Raw genomic sequence first — 15727 nt, 5'->3', positions numbered from 1 at the left:
TGTCCGCATGAGCTCCGACAAGAAGGCCGAGTTCGGCCCCAAGTTCGGCGTCGGCACTCCGCTCTACCGCCATCACACGACCAGCCTGGTGTTCAACGACCCGCCGCTGCACACACGGGTGCGCAAGCTGCTGGCCGCCGCCTTCACGCCGCGCGCGCTGGCGGCCATGCAGCCTAGGATCGAGGCAGTGGTCGACGGGCTCATCGTCCGGCATGCCGACAGCGGCCGCATGGATCTGATCGAGGACTTCGCCTTCCGCCTTCCCGTCGAGGTGATCTGCGACATGCTGGGCGTGCCGGCCGGTGAGCGCACGCCCTTTCGTCGCTATTCGTTGGCCATCCTGGGGGCACTGGAGCCGGTCGCCGGACCGGAACGGCAGGCGGCGGGCAACGCCGCGGTAGCCGAGTTCTCCGCCTATCTCGACGCGCTGATCGCCGAGCGACGCAAGCGGCCGGCCGACGATGGGGACGTCCTGGGCGTCCTGGTCCACGGCGAGGTCGATGGCGAGCGGCTCACCCACGACGAGCTGGTGCAGAACTGCATCTTCCTCCTGAACGCCGGCCACGAGACCACGACCAACCTGATCGGCAACACGGTCGATGCGCTCCTGCGCTTTCCCGACGAGCTTCAGCGGCTGCGGCATGACTCGTCACTGCTCAAGAGCTGCATCGAGGAAGGACTGCGCTTCGAGAGCTCCAACCAGCTCGGCAACCGCCGGCTCACGGCCGACCTCGAGATTGGCGGCGAGCTCCTTGCCGCCGGCACCTACCTGCATATTGGCATCGGCGCGGCCAACCGCGATCCCACGCGGTTCCCCGAGCCCGACCGCTTCGACATCGGTCGCGATCCCAACCGCCATTTTGCCTTCGGCTCGGGCGTCCACATGTGCCTGGGCGCCGTCCTGGCCCGGCTGGAGGGCACGATCGCCATCGGGAGGCTGGTTGGCCGCCTGAAGGGGCTGCGTCGCGACGGCGCGCCGGAACGCGGCGGCCGCGCCCGCTTCCGCGGTTTCAACAGGTATCCGATCGCCTGGACTGCCTAGAGCGGCTTCACCATGAAAACCCGGGTATGCGCGTCCATGCCGTGCGAGGGCAGGCCGCGGCGCACGATCTCGAAGCCATGCCGGCGATAGAGCCGGACGTTGCCTTCCGCCATCTCGGCCGTCTCGAGCGACAGTTCCTTGAGGCCGCTCGACCGCGCGATTTCCTCGACCCGCTCCAGGAGGAAGCTCCCCAGACCTGTACCCTGGCGCGTCGGCGCAACACCCAGCCGGTCGATGTAGATGCCGTCGCCGCGCCGCTCGGTCGCGGCGACGGCCACGATCTCTCCGTCCTCCACCGCGAGGTAGACATCGCCGCGCTCGATGGCGGCGGCAAGGAACCTGTAGTGGTGGGCTGTGATCTCGCGGCCGAGGTTGCGGACATACGGTGTGAACGCCGTGCACAGGATCCGCTGGGCATCATCCCGCTCCGACGGAACGGCCTTCCTGAACGTCAAAGCCATGACGGAAAGTTTATCAAAGAAAAACGCCCGGGGCAGTGCCACCGGGCGTTTTCGAAGATCGTGGGGGAGAGGCTTACGCCGCTTCCTGCTGCTCGGCCGGCTCGGACGACGGGCCGCTGTCCTGGCCCTTGGCGGCGGTGTCGCGCTCGATGAACTCGATCACGGCCATTGGCGCCGCGTCACCGAAGCGGTAGCCCGCCTTCAGAACCCGCAGATAGCCGCCGGCGCGCTTGGAATAGCGCGGGCCGAGCGTCGTGAAGAGCTTGTCGGCAACGTAAGGATCGCGCAGGAAGCCGATCGCCTGGCGGCGGGCATGCAGCCCGCCTTTCTTGCCGAGCGTGACCAGCTTCTCAACGATCGGACGCAGGTCCTTCGCCTTGTGAAGCGTGGTCGTGATCTGCTCGTGCTTGATGAGAGCACCAGCGAGATTCATGAACATCGCCTTGCGATGCTCGGAGGTGCGGTGGAATTTCCGACCGCGATTGGCGTGACGCATGACCTAAATCCTTCCAGCCGGCCTAGTACGGCTCTTCCAGCCGCTTTGCCATTTCTTCGATGTTGTCCGGCGGCCAGCCCGGGATTTCCATGCCCAGGTGGAGGCCCATGCCAGCCAGCACTTCCTTGATCTCGTTCAGCGACTTGCGGCCGAAGTTCGGCGTCCGCAGCATCTCCGCCTCGGTCTTCTGCACGAGGTCGCCGATGTAGATGATGTTGTCGTTCTTCAGGCAGTTGGCCGAGCGCACCGACAGCTCGAGTTCGTCGACCTTGCGCAGGAGGTTGCGATTGAACGGGAAGTCGTCCTGCTGCTCTTCCTTTCGGACCTCGCGCGGCTCCTCGAAGTTGATGAAGAGCTGAAGCTGGTCCTGCAGGATGCGGGCGGCGAGCGCCACCGCATCGGCCGGCATCGTCGTACCGTTGGTCTCGACCGTCATCGACAGCTTGTCGTAGTCGGTGACCTGACCGACGCGGCTGTTCTCGATCTTGTAGGAGACGCGCTTGACCGGGCTGAACACCGAATCGACCGGGATCAGGCCGATCGGCGCATCTTCCGGACGGTTGGCCGAGGCCGGGATGTAGCCCTTGCCGGTGGCGACCATCAGTTCCATCGAGATCGAGGCGCCGTCGTCGAGCGTGCAGATCAGGTGCTTCGGATCCATGATCTGGACATCGCCGGGCAGTTCGATCATGCCGGCGGTGACTTCGCCGGGGCCGACAGCGCGCAGGTAAAGACGCTGCGGGCGATCGCCCTGCATCTTCACGGCCATCGCCTTGATGTTGAGGACGATGTCGACCACGTCTTCGCGGGCGCCGGGAATCGACGAGAACTCGTGCAGCACGTTGTCGATCTTGATCGACGTAACGGCGGCACCCTGAAGCGACGACAGCAACACCCGGCGCAGCGCATTGCCGAGCGTGAGGCCGAAGCCGCGCTCGAGCGGCTCGGCGACGATGGTCGCGGTGCGGCCGGGGTCGACGCCAGCCTCGGTGACAAGCTTCTCCGGCTTGATCAGATCCTGCCAGTTCTTCTGAAGCACGGGGGCTACCTCTCTAGACCGGTGTTCTGCGGACCAACCCACTCATGCCGGGGGCCCGCGACTGTATCTTTCGGAACCGGCGACGAATGCCGCGGTTCACTGGACGGCCCGTCTCCCGCGAGGGAGACGGCCGCCCGGTAAGAAAATCAGACCCGCCGACGCTTGGGCGGACGGCAACCGTTGTGCGGGATCGGCGTCACGTCACGAATCGAGGTGACGGCGAGTCCAACGGCCTGCAGCGCGCGCAGCGCCGACTCGCGCCCCGAACCCGGACCGCGCACCTGGATCTCCAGGGTACGCATGCCATGCTCCATGGCCTTGCGTCCGGCACCTTCGGCCGCCATCTGGGCGGCGAACGGCGTCGACTTGCGCGACCCCTTGAAACCCTGCTGGCCCGACGACGACCAGGCGATGGTATTGCCCTGCGCGTCGGTGATGGTCACGATCGTGTTGTTGAACGAGGCGTTCACGTGCGCGACGCCCGCGATGATGTTCTTGCGTTCCTTGCGACGGGGACGCGCCGTGGTAGCGGCGGCGGTGCCGCTCGCGGCGGCTGCAGGCTTGGCCATGATCCGATTTCCCTCGACTTACTTCGTGACTTTCTTCTTGCCGGCAATCGGCTTGGCCGGGCCCTTGCGGGTGCGCGCATTGGTATGCGTGCGCTGCCCGTGGACCGGCAGGCCGCGGCGGTGCCGCAAGCCCCGGTAGCAGGCGAGGTCCATCAATCGCTTGATGTTCATCGCCACTTCACGACGCAGGTCGCCCTCGACCGTGTAGTCGCGGTCGATCGCCTCGCGGATGCGGATGACCTCATCGTCGCTCAGCGTGTTCACGCGGCGCGCAAGATCGATCCCCACTTTTCCACAGATCTCCTTGGCTTTCGCCGGACCGATCCCGTGGATGTATTGCAGTCCGATTTCCACCCGCTTGGCGGTCGGAATGTTCACACCGGCTATACGAGCCAAAATCCCAACTCCTTCAAAGACTTACGGCGCGCTTGCGCGCGCCCGTCAGATGTTCCGCTGGCCCCGGAAAAGCGCGCGATTATAGGTACCTGCGCCCCCGAGTCAACGGAACTCACGCTTGTCAAGTCCCTGCCAAAACGGCGGAGATTTGACGGAAAACAGTATCCATTGGCGCCATCCCATCGACCTTCCGAAGCACCCCCCGGACGCCGTAGTAGGGCAACAGGGGCTCCGTCTGGGCCCGGTAGGCGGCCATGCGGGTCTTCACCGTCTCGGCATTGTCGTCCTTGCGCCGGGTGAATTCCTTGCTGCCGCAGACGTCGCAGACACCCTCGACCTTGGGCCGCTTGAAACTGTCGTGGTAGCCCGTACCGCACTTGGCGCAGCTGAATCGGCCGACGATGCGCTCGGTCAGCGCCTTTTCGTCGACCTCCATCTCGACCACCCGGTCGAGCTTGGCGCCGCTGGTTGCCAGCATGCGATCGAGCGCCTCGGCCTGGGCCTGTGTTCGCGGGAAGCCGTCGAGGATGAAGCCCTTGGCGCAATCCGGCTGGGCGATACGGTCCTCGATAAGGCCCACGATCAGTTCGTCCGGCACCAGATCGCCGCGTTCCATGATGCCCTTGGCCTTCTTGCCGAGCTCGCTGCCCGACGCGACGGCGGCGCGCAGCATATCGCCGGTCGAAAGCTGGACCATGCCGAGCTCCTGCTGGAGCCGCTGGGCCTGGGTGCCCTTGCCCGCGCCGGGGGGACCAAGAAGGATGATGTTCATCGAGCCTTACCGCGCAGCCGGGCCTTCTTGATGAGACCCTCGTACTGGTGAGCGAGCAGATGCGACTGCACCTGGGTCACGGTGTCGAGCGTGACGGAAACCACGATGAGGAGACTGGTGCCGCCGAAGTAGAACGGCACACCGCCACGGGCGATCAGGAGCTCCGGCAGAATGCAGACCGCCGAAAGATAGAGGGCGCCGATCACCGTCAGCCGGTTGAGGATGTATTCCAGGTACTCAGCCGTATTCTTGCCCGGCCGGATGCCGGGTACGAAGCCGCCGTTCTTCTTGAGATTGTCGGCGGTGTCGACCGGATTGAAGACGACGGTGGTGTAGAAGAAGCAGAAGAAGACGATCAGGCCGACATAGGATAGCAGATAGAGCGGCTGTCCGTGCCCGAGCCAGGTGGCGATCCACTGTACCCATCCGGCCTCGCCGGTGTTGCCCTGGAACGAGGCGATGGTCGCCGGAAAGAGCAGCAGCGACGACGCGAAGATCGGGGGAATGACGCCCGACGTGTTGATCTTGAGCGGCAGGTGCGAGGCCTCGCCACCATACATGCGGTTGCCGACCTGGCGCTTGGGATACTGCACCACGATCCGTCGCTGCGCCGTCTCGACGAACACGACGACGGCCACCACCACCACCACGCCGACGATGAGCGCGATGATGAACAGTGCCGAGAGCGCGCCGGTGCGGCCGAGTTCGAGGGTCTGGATCAGGGCGCCAGGAAGGGCCGCCACGATGCCGGCGAAGATGATCAACGAAACCCCGTTGCCGACGCCGCGGGCAGTGATCTGCTCGCCCAGCCACATCAGGAAGAGCGTCCCGCCGACCAAGGTGACCACGGTGACGAAGCGGAAAAACAGGCCGGGATCGATCACGACCGGCCCTGCCGTGGCGACCTGGCTCTCCAGGCCGGCGGAAATGGCGTAGGCCTGAAAGGCCGCCAGGATCACCGTGCCGTAGCGCGTGTATTGATTGATCTTCTTGCGGCCCGCCTCGCCTTCCTTCTTCAGCGCCTCGAGCGACGGCACGACCGTCGTCAGGATCTGCATGATGATGGAGGCCGAGATATACGGCATGATCGAAAGTGCCAGCACCGACATGCGCCCGATCGAACCGCCGGAGAACACGTCGAGAAGGCCGGCGATGCCGCCGGCGTTCTGGGCGAAGATCTCGGCCAGCGCCGCGGGATCGACACCGGGTACCGGAATGTAGGCACCGAGACGGAAAACGACGAGCGCACCCAAGGTAAACCACAGGCGCTTCTTCAGCTCGGTCGCCTTACCGATCGCGCCCCAGTTCAGGTTGGATGCAAGTTGCTCGGCGGCGGATGCCATGAAACCTCACGCGTGAACGACACAAGGGGGAGACGACGCCCCCATTGACGCCGTCTGGCTCAGGCCGCCTCGGCGACGGGCTTGGGCGGCAGTTCGATCTTGCCGCCGACCTTTTCGACCGCGGCGATCGCCGACGCCGAGGCGCCCGCGACCTTCACTTCGATCTTGGTCTTGAGCTCGCCCTTGCCAAGTAGGCGGACGCCGTCTGACGCATTCTTGAACAGACCGGCGGCCACCAGCGCGGCGGCGTCGATCAGCTTGCCGGCATCGAGCTTCTTGTCGTCGATCGCCTTCTGCAGCGTGCCGAGGTTCACCACCTGCCAGGTCTTCTGGTGCGGCGGACGGAAGCCGCGCTTGGGAATGCGGCGATAGAGCGGCATCTGGCCGCCCTCGAAGCCCTTGATGGCAACGCCGGTGCGGGACTTCTGTCCCTTGACGCCGCGGCCGGCAGTCTTGCCCTTGCCGGAGCCGATGCCGCGGCCGACGCGCATGCGGCCCTTGCGGGAGCCGGGATTGTCAGCGATTTCGTTCAGTCTCATCGTTCGGTCCTCCGCGCCACAACCGCCAATCGGCGGTTAGCGCGCTTCCTCGTCGATGCGCAGGAGATGACGCACCTTGTTGATCATGCCGCGCACCTCGGGCGTATCCACGAGTTCGCGGCTGCGATGGCGCTTGTTCAGTCCCAGGCCGATCAGCGTTGCGCGCTGATCCTCGGTGCGGCCGATGTGGCTACCCGTCTGGGTGACTTTGATCTTCTTGCTGTCAGCCATGGTCGTATTCCTTACGCCGCCTCGACGACGGTCTCGTCGCGACGGCCGAGCAGGTCACCGACCTTCTTGCCGCGGCGGGTGGCGACCATGCGCGGCGAGTTGAGCTGCTCGAGCGCCTTGAACGTCGCCTTGATCATGTTGTGCGGATTGGACGTGCCAACCGACTTGGCGACGATGTCCTTGAGACCGAGCGTCTCGAACACGGCGCGCATCGGGCCGCCGGCGATGATGCCGGTACCGGCCGGAGCCGAACGCAGCGTCACCTTGCCGGCGCCGAACCGGCCCTTGACGTCGTGATGCAGCGTGCGGCCGTCGCGCAGCGGCACGCGGATCAGCGCACGCTTGGCGGCTTCCGTCGCCTTGCGAATGGCCTCGGGAACTTCACGGGCCTTGCCGGCGCCATGGCCGACACGACCGCGCTGGTCGCCGACGACGACGATCGCGGCAAAGGCGAAGCGACGACCGCCCTTCACCACCTTCGCGACGCGATTGATGGTGACCAGCTTGTCGGTCAGTTCGTTGTCCTCGTCGCGGTCACGGCCCCGATCGCGATCACGTGGGGAACGGCCGGAACCGCCGGGTGAACGAGCCATGTGCTAACTCCCGATCAGAACGACAGGCCGCCCTCACGGGCGGCGTTGGCCAGCGCTGCAACGCGGCCGTGATACATGTAGCCGCCGCGGTCGAAGACGACTTCCTTGACGCCGGCGGCGACGGCGCGCTGGGCGATCAGCTTGCCCACTTCGGCGGCCGCGCCCTTGTCGGCGCCGGTCTTGAGCTTGCCCTTGACGTCCTTGTCGAGCGACGAGGCGGCGGCCAGGGTCAGGCCCTTCCGGTCGTCGATGACCTGGGCGTAGATGTGCTTGCCCGAGCGGAACACGCTGAGGCGAGGGCGGCCGCCGGCGGCCTGGCGCAGCGCGTAGCGCGTGCGCCGCTGGCGGCGGGCGAATAGAGCGTTGCGATCGGACATGTTGGGTCTCGCCTCTACTTCTTCTTGCCTTCTTTGCGCCGGATCTTCTCGTCGGCATACTTGATGCCCTTGCCCTTGTAGGGCTCGGGCGGGCGCAGGCTGCGGATATTGGCCGCGAGCTGCCCGACCTTCTGACGATCGGCGCCGCTGATCTCGACCTCGGTCGGCTTCGGCGCCTTGATCTGGATGCCGGCCGGAATCGGGACCTCGACGTCGTGGCTGTAGCCGAGCTGCAGCTTCAGCATCTTGGCATCGGCCTGGGCACGATAGCCGACGCCGTTGATCTCGAGGTTGATCGTGAAGCCTTCCGACACGCCGCGAACGACGTTGCTCGCGAGGTTGCGCGCCGTGCCCCACTGCATGCGGGCGCGGCGGCTCTCGGTGCGCGGCTTGAAGACGAGCGCTTCGCCCTCCTTGGCGACCGACACATCGTCGTGCACCGTAAGCTGAAGCTCGCCCCGCTTGCCCTTGGCCTTCAGATGCTGGCCCTTGAGCTCGATGGTGACACCGGCGGGAATGGGAACCGGGTTTTTGCCGACGCGCGACATGGCTAGAACACCTTGCAGATGACTTCGCCGCCGACATTGGCGGCGCGCGCCTCGGCGTCGGACATGACACCGCGCGGCGTGGACAGGATCGAGATGCCGAGGCCGTTGAAGTGGCGCGGCAACTCGCGGATCTTCGAGTAGACTCGGCGACCAGGGGTGGAGACGCGCTTGATCTCCTTTATCACCGGCTTGCCGTTGTCGTACTTCAGCTCGATGCGAAGCTCCTTCACGCCAGGGCGAAGCTCTTCCTCGAACCAGCCGCGGATATAGCCCTCGCGCTGGAGCACATCGAGAACGTTCGAGCGCAGCCGCGAGGCAGGCGCGGTCACGCTGTCTAGGCGTGCCGACTGGCCGTTGCGGATGCGTGTCAGCAAATCGCCGACGGGATCTGTCATCATGGTCTACGGTCCCCCGTTACCAGCTCGACTTCACGACGCCGGGCAGGGCGCCCGACGAGGCGAGCTCACGCAGCGCAAGGCGCGAGAGCTTGAACTTGCGATAGACGGCCCGCGGACGGCCCGTGAGCTCGCAGCGATTGCGAATGCGCGTCGGCGAGGAATTGCGCGGCAGCTTGGCAAGCTTGAGCCGGGCGCCGAAGCGATCCTCCGGTGACAGCTTGTCGTCGACCGCCATCGCCTTCAGCTTGGCGCGCTTGCCGGCAAATTGCTTCGCCATCCTGGCGCGCCGGTTGTTCTTCTCGACGGAACTTGTCTTGGCCATTTGATTCTCCGGCCTCAGTTCACGAACGGGAAGTCGAAGCCGCGGAGAAGCGCTCGGGCTTCCGCGTCCGTCTTCGCAGTCGTGCAGATGATGATGTCCATGCCGCGCACCTGGTCGACCTTGTCGTAATCGATCTCGGGGAACACGATCTGCTCCTTGAGGCCCATGGCGAAGTTGCCGCGGCCATCGAACGACTTGCCGTTGAGCCCGCGGAAATCGCGGACGCGCGGCAGGGCGATGTTGATCAGCCGATCGACGAACTCGTACATGCGGTCGCGGCGCAGCGTGACCTTGGCGCCGATCGCCATGCCCTCGCGCAGCTTGAAGGTCGCGATCGAGATGCGCGACTTGGTGACGACCGGCTTCTGGCCGGTGATCGCCGTCAGGTCGGCAACCGCGCCGTCGACGGCCTTGCGGTCGTTGACCGCCTCGCCGACGCCCATGTTGATCACGATCTTCTCCAGCTTCGGCACCTCGAAGGGGTTCTTGTAGGAGAACTCCTTGGTCAGCGCTTCGCGGAGGGTCTTGGCGTAGTGTTCTTGCAGTCGCGCGGGCATGGCCCGTTCTCCTAGCGGTCGATGGTCTCGCCGGAGGCGCGCGCAAAGCGCACCTTACGGCCGTCTTCAAGGAACCGGAACCCGACCTTCGTCGGCTTTTCCGATTTGGGATCCAGCAGGGCCACGTTGGAGACGTGGATCGTGGCCTCGCGTTCGATGATTCCGCCGGACTCAGTCCGGCTCGGCTTGGTGTGGCGCTTGATCATGTTGACGCCGGAGACGACGACGCGCTGCTCCTTCGGAAGCACGCGGAGCACATCTCCCACCTTGCCCTTGCTGCCACCGGTGATGACTTTCACCCGGTCGCCCTTCTTGATCTTGAGTTTGTTGGCCATGGCTAGAGCACCTCAGGCGCAAGCGAGATGATCTTCATGAACTTCTTGGCGCGCAGTTCGCGCGTCACCGGTCCGAAGATACGGGTGCCGATCGGCTCATCCTGCTTGCTGATGAGGACCGCGGCATTGCGATCGAAGCGGATGGCGCTGCCGTCGGCGCGGCGCAGCGCGAACGACGTACGAACGACGACGGCGCGATGCACCTCGCCCTTCTTCACGCGGCCGCGTGGAATGGCTTCCTTGATCGACACGACGATGACGTCGCCGACGCTGGCGTACTTGCGGCGCGAGCCGCCGAGCACCTTGATGCACTGGACCCGACGGGCGCCTGAATTGTCGGCGACCTCGAGATTGGTACGCATCTGAATCATGATCTTTGCTCCGTTCCGCTAGGCCTTCACAGCCTCGACTAGAACTTCCCAGCTCTTGGTCTTGGACAGCGGGCGGCACTCGCGGATGCGCACGATTTCGCCAACCTTGCCCTTGAAGACGTTGGCTTCGTCGTGCGCGTGATACTTCTTCGATCTACGGATGAACTTCTTGTAGATCGGGTGCTGAATACGCCGCTCGACCTTCACGACGATGGTCTTGTCCATCTTGTCGCTGACGACGACGCCTTCCAGGATACGCTTCGGCATTTATATGGCTCCCTAACCGGCGGCCTTTTCGCCCAGCACCGTCTTGATGCGGGCGATGTCGCGGCGCACGTGGCGCGCGCGGGCAGTCTTCTGCAGTTGGCCACCGGCCTTCTGGAAACGCAGGTTGAACGCCTCCTTGCGGAGGTTGCCCATCTCGCTCTTGAGCTCGTCCTTGGTCTTGGGACGCAGATCGCTGGCTTTCATGTCCAACTCCCTCAGCTTCCGGCGCCGGCGCGGGCGACGAAGCGCGTCTTGATCGGCAGCTTGGCCGCGGCCAGCGCCAGGGCTTCCTTGGCGACGATCACCGGCACGCCTTCGAGCTCGAACAGGATGCGGCCGGGCTTGACCCGCGCCGCCCAGAACTCGGGCGCGCCCTTGCCGGAGCCCATGCGGACTTCAGCCGGCTTCTTCGACACCGGCACGTCCGGGAACACGCGGATCCACACGCGGCCGGCACGCTTCATGTGACGCGTGATGGCACGGCGGGCGGCCTCGATCTGGCGCGCCGTCAGGCGGTCCGGCTCCATCGCCTTCAGCCCGTAGGAACCGAAGTCGAGGTTGAAGCCGCCCTTGGCAGCGCCGCTGATGCGGCCCTTGAAGGCCTTGCGGTACTTGGTGCGCTTTGGTTGCAGCATGGCGTCTTACGCGTCCCTCTGCTCGGTGCGCTCGACCCGGGCCGGCGTACGCTGCGGCGCGGCCTCTTCGGCGCGCTTGTCGTGGGCCATCGGGTCATGCGCGAGAATCTCGCCCTTGAACACCCAGACCTTCACACCGCAGGTGCCGAAGGTCGTGAAGGCGGTGGCGATGCCGTAGTCGATGTCGGCGCGCAGCGTGTGCAGCGGCACGCGGCCCTCGCGATACCACTCCATGCGCGCGATCTCGGCGCCACCCAGGCGGCCCGAGCAGTTGATGCGGATGCCCTGGGCACCCAGGCGCATGGCCGACTGCACGGCGCGCTTCATGGCGCGACGGAAGGCGACACGACGCTCGAGCTGCTGGGCGATGTTCTCGGCGATCAGCGTGGCGTCGATCTCGGGCTTGCGGATCTCGACGATGTTCAGGGCCACTTCACCCTTGGTCATCTTGGCGAGATCGCCGCGCAGCTTCTCGATGTCGGCGCCCTTCTTGCCGATCACCACGCCCGGACGGGCGGTGTGGATCGTGACGCGGGCGCGCTTGGCCGGACGCTCGATGACGATCTTGGCGACACCCGCCTGGGCCAGCCGCTTGCGCAGCACCTTGCGGATGTGGATGTCCTCATGGAGCATCTTCGAATATTCGTCGCCCTCGGCGTACCAGCGCGAGTCCCAGGTCCGGTTGATGCCGAGCCGCAGGCCGATCGGATTGACCTTCTGACCCATTTACTTGTCCTCCGCCTCGGCGCGCTCGCGCACCACGATGGTCAGATGAGCGAACGGCTTGATAATCCCGGCCGAACGGCCGCGGCCGCGCGTCTGGAACCGCTTCATGACCAGCCCCTTGCCGACCGACGCCTCGGCGACGATCAGGCGATCGACGTCGAGATTGTGGTTGTTCTCGGCGTTGGCGATGGCCGAATTCAGCGCCTTCTTCACGTCGATGGCGATGCGCTTCTTGGAGAAGGTCAGCTCGTTCACGGCCAACGATGCCTTCTTGCCGCGGATCGTGGCGGCCACGAGATCGAGCTTGCGCGGGCTGACGCGCACGGCGCGCAACACGGCCTTGGCCTCGTTGTCCGCCTCGCGGCGTGGGGTGGGCTGCTTGCTCATCGCATCTAATCCCTGGAAACCTTCTTGTCTCCCGAATGGGACGTGAAGGTCCTGGTCGGCGAGAACTCGCCGAGCTTGTGACCGACCATCTCCTCGGAGACGTTCACCGGAATGAACTTCCGGCCGTTGTAGACGGCGAACGTCAGGCCGACGAACTGCGGCAGGATCGTCGAGCGGCGCGACCAGGTCTTGATCACTTCGCTGCGCACGGTCTGGCTCGCCTTTTCGACCTTCTTGATCAGGCTCCCGTCAACGAACGGGCCCTTCCAAACGGAACGTGCCACTTTCTTGCCTCCTACCGTCAGCGCGTCGAGTGACGGCTGCGGATAATGTACTTGTCCGTCGCCTTGTTCTTGCGTGTCTTCTTGCCCTTGGTCGGCTTGCCCCACGGCGTGACCGGATGGCGGCCGCCCGAGGTGCGGCCTTCGCCGCCGCCGTGCGGATGGTCGACCGGGTTCATGGCGACGCCGCGGACGTGCGGGCGGCGACCGAGCCAGCGCTGGCGGCCGGCCTTGCCGATGACGATGTTCTGGTTGTCGGGGTTGCTGACCGCGCCGACCGTGGCCAGGCACTCACCCGACACGAGGCGCAGTTCGCCCGAGCTGAGCTTGATCTGGGCGTAGCCCGCATCCTTGCCGACGAGCTGGGCGTAGTTGCCGGCCGACCGGGCGAGCTTGCCGCCGGCGGACTTCTTGAGCTCGACGTTATGGACGATCGTGCCGACCGGCATGTTGCCGAGCGGCATGGCGTTGCCCGGCTTGATGTCGACGCGCTCGCCGGAGACGACCTGGTCGCCCGCCTTCAGGCGCTGCGGCGCCAGGATGTAGGCGATCTCGCCGTCGGCGTACTTGAGCAGCGCGATGTAGGCTGTCCGGTTGGGATCGTACTCGATGCGCTCGACCGTGGCCGCGACATCGAACTTGCGACGCTTGAAGTCGATGGTGCGCAGGCGGCGCTTGTGACCACCGCCCATGTGATGGCTGGTGATGCGGCCGTGATTGTTGCGCCCACCGGTGTTGCTCTTGCCCTGCGTCAGCGCCTTGACCGGCTTGCCCTTCCACAGGCCCGTACGGTCGACGATGACCAGCTGTCGAAGCGACGGCGTGATCGGCTTGTAAGTTTTAAGTGCCATGTCTCGTTCCCCCGTCCTACAAGCCCGTGGTCACGTCGATCTTGTGACCATCGACCAGCGAGACGATCGCTTTCTTCCAGTCGCTCCGCACGCCCGGACGGCCGCGGAATACCTTGCTCTTGCCCTTCACCGTCACGGTGTTCACGGCCTTCACCTTGACCTTGAACAGGCCTTCGATGGCCTGCTTGATCTCCGGCTTGGTCGCATCCTTCGAGACGCGGAAGGTCACCTGGCTGTGCTCGGAGCCGTTGGTGGTCTTTTCCGTGATCAGCGGCGAACGGATGACTTCGTACATCCGCGCGCGCGAGACGGCTTCGACCGGATACCGCTTGGCGCTCATTGCAGACGCTCCTCGAGATGCTTGACGGCATCGCGCGTCAGCACGAGCGTGTCGCGGCGCAGGATGTCGTAGACGTTGGCGCCCTGCTGCGGCAGCACGTCGATGTGGGCGATGTTGGACGCCGCGCGTGCGAAATTGGTGTCGACCTCGGCGCCGGCGATGATCAGCGCGCTCGAGATGCCGAGCTTGCCGAAATGGGCCGTCAGCTTGGCCGTCTTCGGCTCTGCCAGGGCGGCCTGGTCGACGATGATCAGCTTGCCCTCGGCGGCCTTGGCCGACAGCGCCGACCGAAGCGCGAGCTTGCGCACTTTCTTCGGCAGGTCGCTGGCATGGCTGCGCACGACCGGGCCGAACGCCTTGCCGCCGCCGCGGAACTGCGGGGCCGCCTCGTTGCCGTGACGGGCGCGACCGGTGCCCTTCTGGGCGTACATCTTCTTGGCCGTCGCCGTGATCTCGGCGCGCCCCTTGGTCTTGTGCGTGCCCGCCTGACGGCGCGACAGCTGCCACACGACACAACGATGCAGGATGTCCTTGCGGACGGGAACGGCGAACACCGCATCGGCGAGATCGATCTCGCCGGCGCTGCCGCCTTCAATGGTTTTGACCGTGAGCTTCATGATCCTATCCTCAGGCCGACGGAGCCGCATCGGCCGCGGGCGCGGCCGGCTCGGCGGCAGCCTTGCGCAGGCCGGCCGGGTACGGGGCATCCTTCGGGCGGGCGCGCTTGGAGGCGTCCTTGACGATGACATAGCTGTTGTTCGCGCCGGGGACGGCGCCGGAGACCAGCAGCAGACCCTTCTCGTCATCGACGGCGACGACCTTCAGGTTCTGCGTGGTCACGCGCTCGTTGCCGTAGTGACCGGCCATCTTCTTGCCGGGGAACGTGCGGCCGGGATCCTGACGGTTGCCGGTCGAACCGTGCGAACGGTGCGAGACCGAGACGCCGTGGCTGGCTTCGAGGCCGTGGAAGTTCCAGCGAACCATCGAGCCGGTGAAGCCGCGGCCGATCGTGGTGCCGACGACGTCGACGAACTGGCCAGCCACGAAATGGCTGGGCACCAGCTCGGCGCCGACCTCGAGGACGGCGTCCTTGGCGACGCGGAATTCGACGAGCTTCTTCTTCGGCTCGACCTTGGCCTTGGCAAAGTGACCGCGCATCGGCTGGGTCACGTTCTTTACCTTGGCCTTGCCGTAGCCGAGCTGCACCGCGGTGTACTTGTCCTTCTCTTCCGAGCGGACGGCGACAACCTGCAGCGTTTCCACCTTCAGAACGGTGACGGGCACGTGTTCGCCTGCGTCGTTGAAGACGCGGGTCATGCCGACCTTCTGGGTGACGAGACCGCAACGCATGGTCTGTTCCTCTTCCCTTATCCCTGTTCGCTCAGGCGCCGAGCTTGATTTCGACGTCGACACCGGAGGCGAGGTCGAGCTTCATCAGCGCGTCCACCGTCTGCGGCGTCGGATCGACGATATCGAGCACGCGCTTGTGCGTACGGATCTCGAACTGCTCGCGCGACTTCTTGTCGATGTGCGGCGAGCGGTTGACCGTGAACTTCTCGATGCCGGTCGGCAGCGGGATCGGCCCGCGCACCTGCGCGCCCGTCCGCTTGGCCGTGCTCACGATCTCGCTGGTCGACGAATCGAGCACGCGATGATCGAAGGCCTTCAGCCGGATCCGGATATTGGTGTTGTCCATGGCCATGATGTCTACTCGCCTGTCGTCGGTATGTTTACTTCACGACTTTGGTGACGACGCCTGCGCCGACGGTCCTGCCGCCCTCGCGGATGGCGAAGCGCAGGCCCTCGTCCATGGCGATCGGCTGGATCAGCTCGACGATCAGCCGCGCGTTG

At 65.4% G+C, this 15727-nt stretch carries 30 protein-coding genes; 1 reads left to right on the top strand and 29 read right to left on the bottom strand.

Going from position 1 to position 15727, the window contains the following annotated elements; all coding sequences use genetic code 11:
- Positions 1-7: 7 nt before the first annotated feature.
- Positions 8-1042: a cytochrome P450 gene (locus EPO55_RS11640; protein WP_296336966.1), complete on the top strand. Its 1035-nt coding sequence runs from the start codon at positions 8-10 to the stop codon at positions 1040-1042.
- Here the strand turns inward: EPO55_RS11640 and EPO55_RS11635 are convergent.
- The 29 genes from EPO55_RS11635 to EPO55_RS11495 all read right to left on the bottom strand — a co-directional run.
- Positions 1039-1503, bottom strand: a complete 465-nt coding sequence (locus EPO55_RS11635; RefSeq protein ID WP_296336965.1) for a GNAT family N-acetyltransferase — start codon at positions 1501-1503, stop codon at positions 1039-1041. The two genes, EPO55_RS11640 and EPO55_RS11635, sit on opposite strands and share 4 nt — an antisense overlap.
- Before the next feature lie 73 nt (positions 1504-1576).
- Positions 1577-1999 carry a 50S ribosomal protein L17 gene (gene rplQ / locus EPO55_RS11630; protein WP_296336964.1) on the bottom strand — a complete coding sequence of 141 codons (423 nt, stop codon included), beginning with the start codon at positions 1997-1999 and terminating at the stop codon, positions 1577-1579.
- Between the two features lie 22 nt (positions 2000-2021).
- Positions 2022-3038: a DNA-directed RNA polymerase subunit alpha gene (locus tag EPO55_RS11625; protein WP_296336963.1), complete on the bottom strand. Its 1017-nt coding sequence runs from the start codon at positions 3036-3038 to the stop codon at positions 2022-2024.
- A 146-nt stretch (positions 3039-3184) separates the two neighbouring features.
- Positions 3185-3607, bottom strand: a complete 423-nt coding sequence (gene rpsK, locus EPO55_RS11620) for a 30S ribosomal protein S11 (protein ID WP_296336962.1) — start codon at positions 3605-3607, stop codon at positions 3185-3187.
- A gap of 18 nt (positions 3608-3625) precedes the next feature.
- Positions 3626-4003, bottom strand: a complete 378-nt coding sequence (gene rpsM / locus EPO55_RS11615) for a 30S ribosomal protein S13 (protein ID WP_296336960.1) — start codon at positions 4001-4003, stop codon at positions 3626-3628.
- Between the two features lie 121 nt (positions 4004-4124).
- Positions 4125-4775 (bottom strand): adenylate kinase, encoded by a 651-nt coding sequence (locus EPO55_RS11610; RefSeq protein ID WP_296336959.1) that lies wholly within the window; start codon positions 4773-4775, stop codon positions 4125-4127.
- On the bottom strand, positions 4772-6118 hold the full coding sequence (gene secY, locus EPO55_RS11605; protein WP_296336958.1) for a preprotein translocase subunit SecY: 1347 nt from the start codon (positions 6116-6118) through the stop codon (positions 4772-4774). The genes EPO55_RS11610 and secY overlap by 4 nt, the downstream gene beginning before the upstream one ends.
- Positions 6119-6177: 59 nt before the next feature.
- Positions 6178-6657 (bottom strand): 50S ribosomal protein L15, encoded by a 480-nt coding sequence (rplO, locus tag EPO55_RS11600; protein WP_296336957.1) that lies wholly within the window; start codon positions 6655-6657, stop codon positions 6178-6180.
- 36 nt (positions 6658-6693) lie between these two features.
- On the bottom strand, positions 6694-6888 hold the full coding sequence (gene rpmD, locus EPO55_RS11595; protein ID WP_296336956.1) for a 50S ribosomal protein L30: 195 nt from the start codon (positions 6886-6888) through the stop codon (positions 6694-6696).
- An 11-nt stretch (positions 6889-6899) separates the two neighbouring features.
- Positions 6900-7481, bottom strand: coding sequence for a 30S ribosomal protein S5 (gene rpsE, locus EPO55_RS11590; protein ID WP_296336954.1), 582 nt, complete (start codon positions 7479-7481; stop codon positions 6900-6902).
- Positions 7482-7495: 14 nt separating this feature from the next.
- Positions 7496-7858 carry a 50S ribosomal protein L18 gene (rplR, locus tag EPO55_RS11585; protein ID WP_296336953.1) on the bottom strand — a complete coding sequence of 121 codons (363 nt, stop codon included), beginning with the start codon at positions 7856-7858 and terminating at the stop codon, positions 7496-7498.
- Between the two features lie 14 nt (positions 7859-7872).
- Positions 7873-8406, bottom strand: a complete 534-nt coding sequence (gene rplF, locus EPO55_RS11580; protein WP_296336952.1) for a 50S ribosomal protein L6 — start codon at positions 8404-8406, stop codon at positions 7873-7875.
- Between the two features lie 2 nt (positions 8407-8408).
- Positions 8409-8804, bottom strand: coding sequence for a 30S ribosomal protein S8 (rpsH, locus tag EPO55_RS11575; RefSeq protein WP_296336951.1), 396 nt, complete (start codon positions 8802-8804; stop codon positions 8409-8411).
- Positions 8805-8820: 16 nt separating this feature from the next.
- Entirely contained in the window at positions 8821-9126 is a 306-nt protein-coding gene (gene rpsN / locus EPO55_RS11570; protein ID WP_296336950.1) for a 30S ribosomal protein S14, read from the bottom strand.
- A 14-nt stretch (positions 9127-9140) separates the two neighbouring features.
- Positions 9141-9683, bottom strand: a complete 543-nt coding sequence (gene rplE / locus EPO55_RS11565; RefSeq protein ID WP_296336949.1) for a 50S ribosomal protein L5 — start codon at positions 9681-9683, stop codon at positions 9141-9143.
- A gap of 11 nt (positions 9684-9694) precedes the next feature.
- Positions 9695-10018, bottom strand: a complete 324-nt coding sequence (rplX, locus tag EPO55_RS11560; RefSeq protein WP_296336948.1) for a 50S ribosomal protein L24 — start codon at positions 10016-10018, stop codon at positions 9695-9697.
- Positions 10019-10020: 2 nt separating this feature from the next.
- On the bottom strand, positions 10021-10389 hold the full coding sequence (gene rplN / locus EPO55_RS11555; protein WP_296336947.1) for a 50S ribosomal protein L14: 369 nt from the start codon (positions 10387-10389) through the stop codon (positions 10021-10023).
- 18 nt (positions 10390-10407) lie between these two features.
- Positions 10408-10656, bottom strand: coding sequence for a 30S ribosomal protein S17 (gene rpsQ / locus EPO55_RS11550; protein ID WP_296336946.1), 249 nt, complete (start codon positions 10654-10656; stop codon positions 10408-10410).
- A gap of 12 nt (positions 10657-10668) precedes the next feature.
- Positions 10669-10860 (bottom strand): 50S ribosomal protein L29, encoded by a 192-nt coding sequence (gene rpmC, locus EPO55_RS11545; RefSeq protein ID WP_296336945.1) that lies wholly within the window; start codon positions 10858-10860, stop codon positions 10669-10671.
- Positions 10861-10871: 11 nt separating this feature from the next.
- The gene (rplP, locus tag EPO55_RS11540) at positions 10872-11291 is read right to left on the bottom strand and encodes a 50S ribosomal protein L16 (RefSeq protein WP_296336943.1); all 420 of its coding nucleotides are present in this window, start codon (positions 11289-11291) and stop codon (positions 10872-10874) included.
- A 6-nt stretch (positions 11292-11297) separates the two neighbouring features.
- On the bottom strand, positions 11298-12017 hold the full coding sequence (gene rpsC, locus EPO55_RS11535; RefSeq protein WP_296336942.1) for a 30S ribosomal protein S3: 720 nt from the start codon (positions 12015-12017) through the stop codon (positions 11298-11300).
- Entirely contained in the window at positions 12018-12404 is a 387-nt protein-coding gene (gene rplV, locus EPO55_RS11530; protein ID WP_296336940.1) for a 50S ribosomal protein L22, read from the bottom strand. It abuts the gene before it with no gap.
- Between the two features lie 5 nt (positions 12405-12409).
- Positions 12410-12688, bottom strand: coding sequence for a 30S ribosomal protein S19 (rpsS, locus tag EPO55_RS11525; RefSeq protein ID WP_296336939.1), 279 nt, complete (start codon positions 12686-12688; stop codon positions 12410-12412).
- Positions 12689-12705: 17 nt separating this feature from the next.
- Positions 12706-13536: a 50S ribosomal protein L2 gene (gene rplB / locus EPO55_RS11520; RefSeq protein WP_296336938.1), complete on the bottom strand. Its 831-nt coding sequence runs from the start codon at positions 13534-13536 to the stop codon at positions 12706-12708.
- A gap of 16 nt (positions 13537-13552) precedes the next feature.
- Positions 13553-13876, bottom strand: a complete 324-nt coding sequence (locus tag EPO55_RS11515) for a 50S ribosomal protein L23 (RefSeq protein WP_296336937.1) — start codon at positions 13874-13876, stop codon at positions 13553-13555.
- Positions 13873-14493: a 50S ribosomal protein L4 gene (rplD, locus tag EPO55_RS11510; RefSeq protein WP_296336936.1), complete on the bottom strand. Its 621-nt coding sequence runs from the start codon at positions 14491-14493 to the stop codon at positions 13873-13875. The genes EPO55_RS11515 and rplD overlap by 4 nt, the downstream gene beginning before the upstream one ends.
- 10 nt (positions 14494-14503) lie before the next feature.
- Positions 14504-15226 carry a 50S ribosomal protein L3 gene (gene rplC / locus EPO55_RS11505; RefSeq protein ID WP_296336934.1) on the bottom strand — a complete coding sequence of 241 codons (723 nt, stop codon included), beginning with the start codon at positions 15224-15226 and terminating at the stop codon, positions 14504-14506.
- Between the two features lie 31 nt (positions 15227-15257).
- On the bottom strand, positions 15258-15572 hold the full coding sequence (rpsJ, locus tag EPO55_RS11500; RefSeq protein ID WP_068198221.1) for a 30S ribosomal protein S10: 315 nt from the start codon (positions 15570-15572) through the stop codon (positions 15258-15260).
- A 34-nt stretch (positions 15573-15606) separates the two neighbouring features.
- Positions 15607-15727: hypothetical protein (locus EPO55_RS11495; RefSeq protein ID WP_296337064.1), on the bottom strand; the 121-nt coding region annotated here is incomplete at its 5' end.

Origin of the sequence: Reyranella sp., from assembly GCF_004296935.1 — a bacterium.
Classification (GTDB): Bacteria; Pseudomonadota; Alphaproteobacteria; order Reyranellales; family Reyranellaceae; genus Reyranella.
Note: the sequence above shows the minus strand (reverse complement) of the source record. Positions and strands in the feature narration are given on the sequence as shown.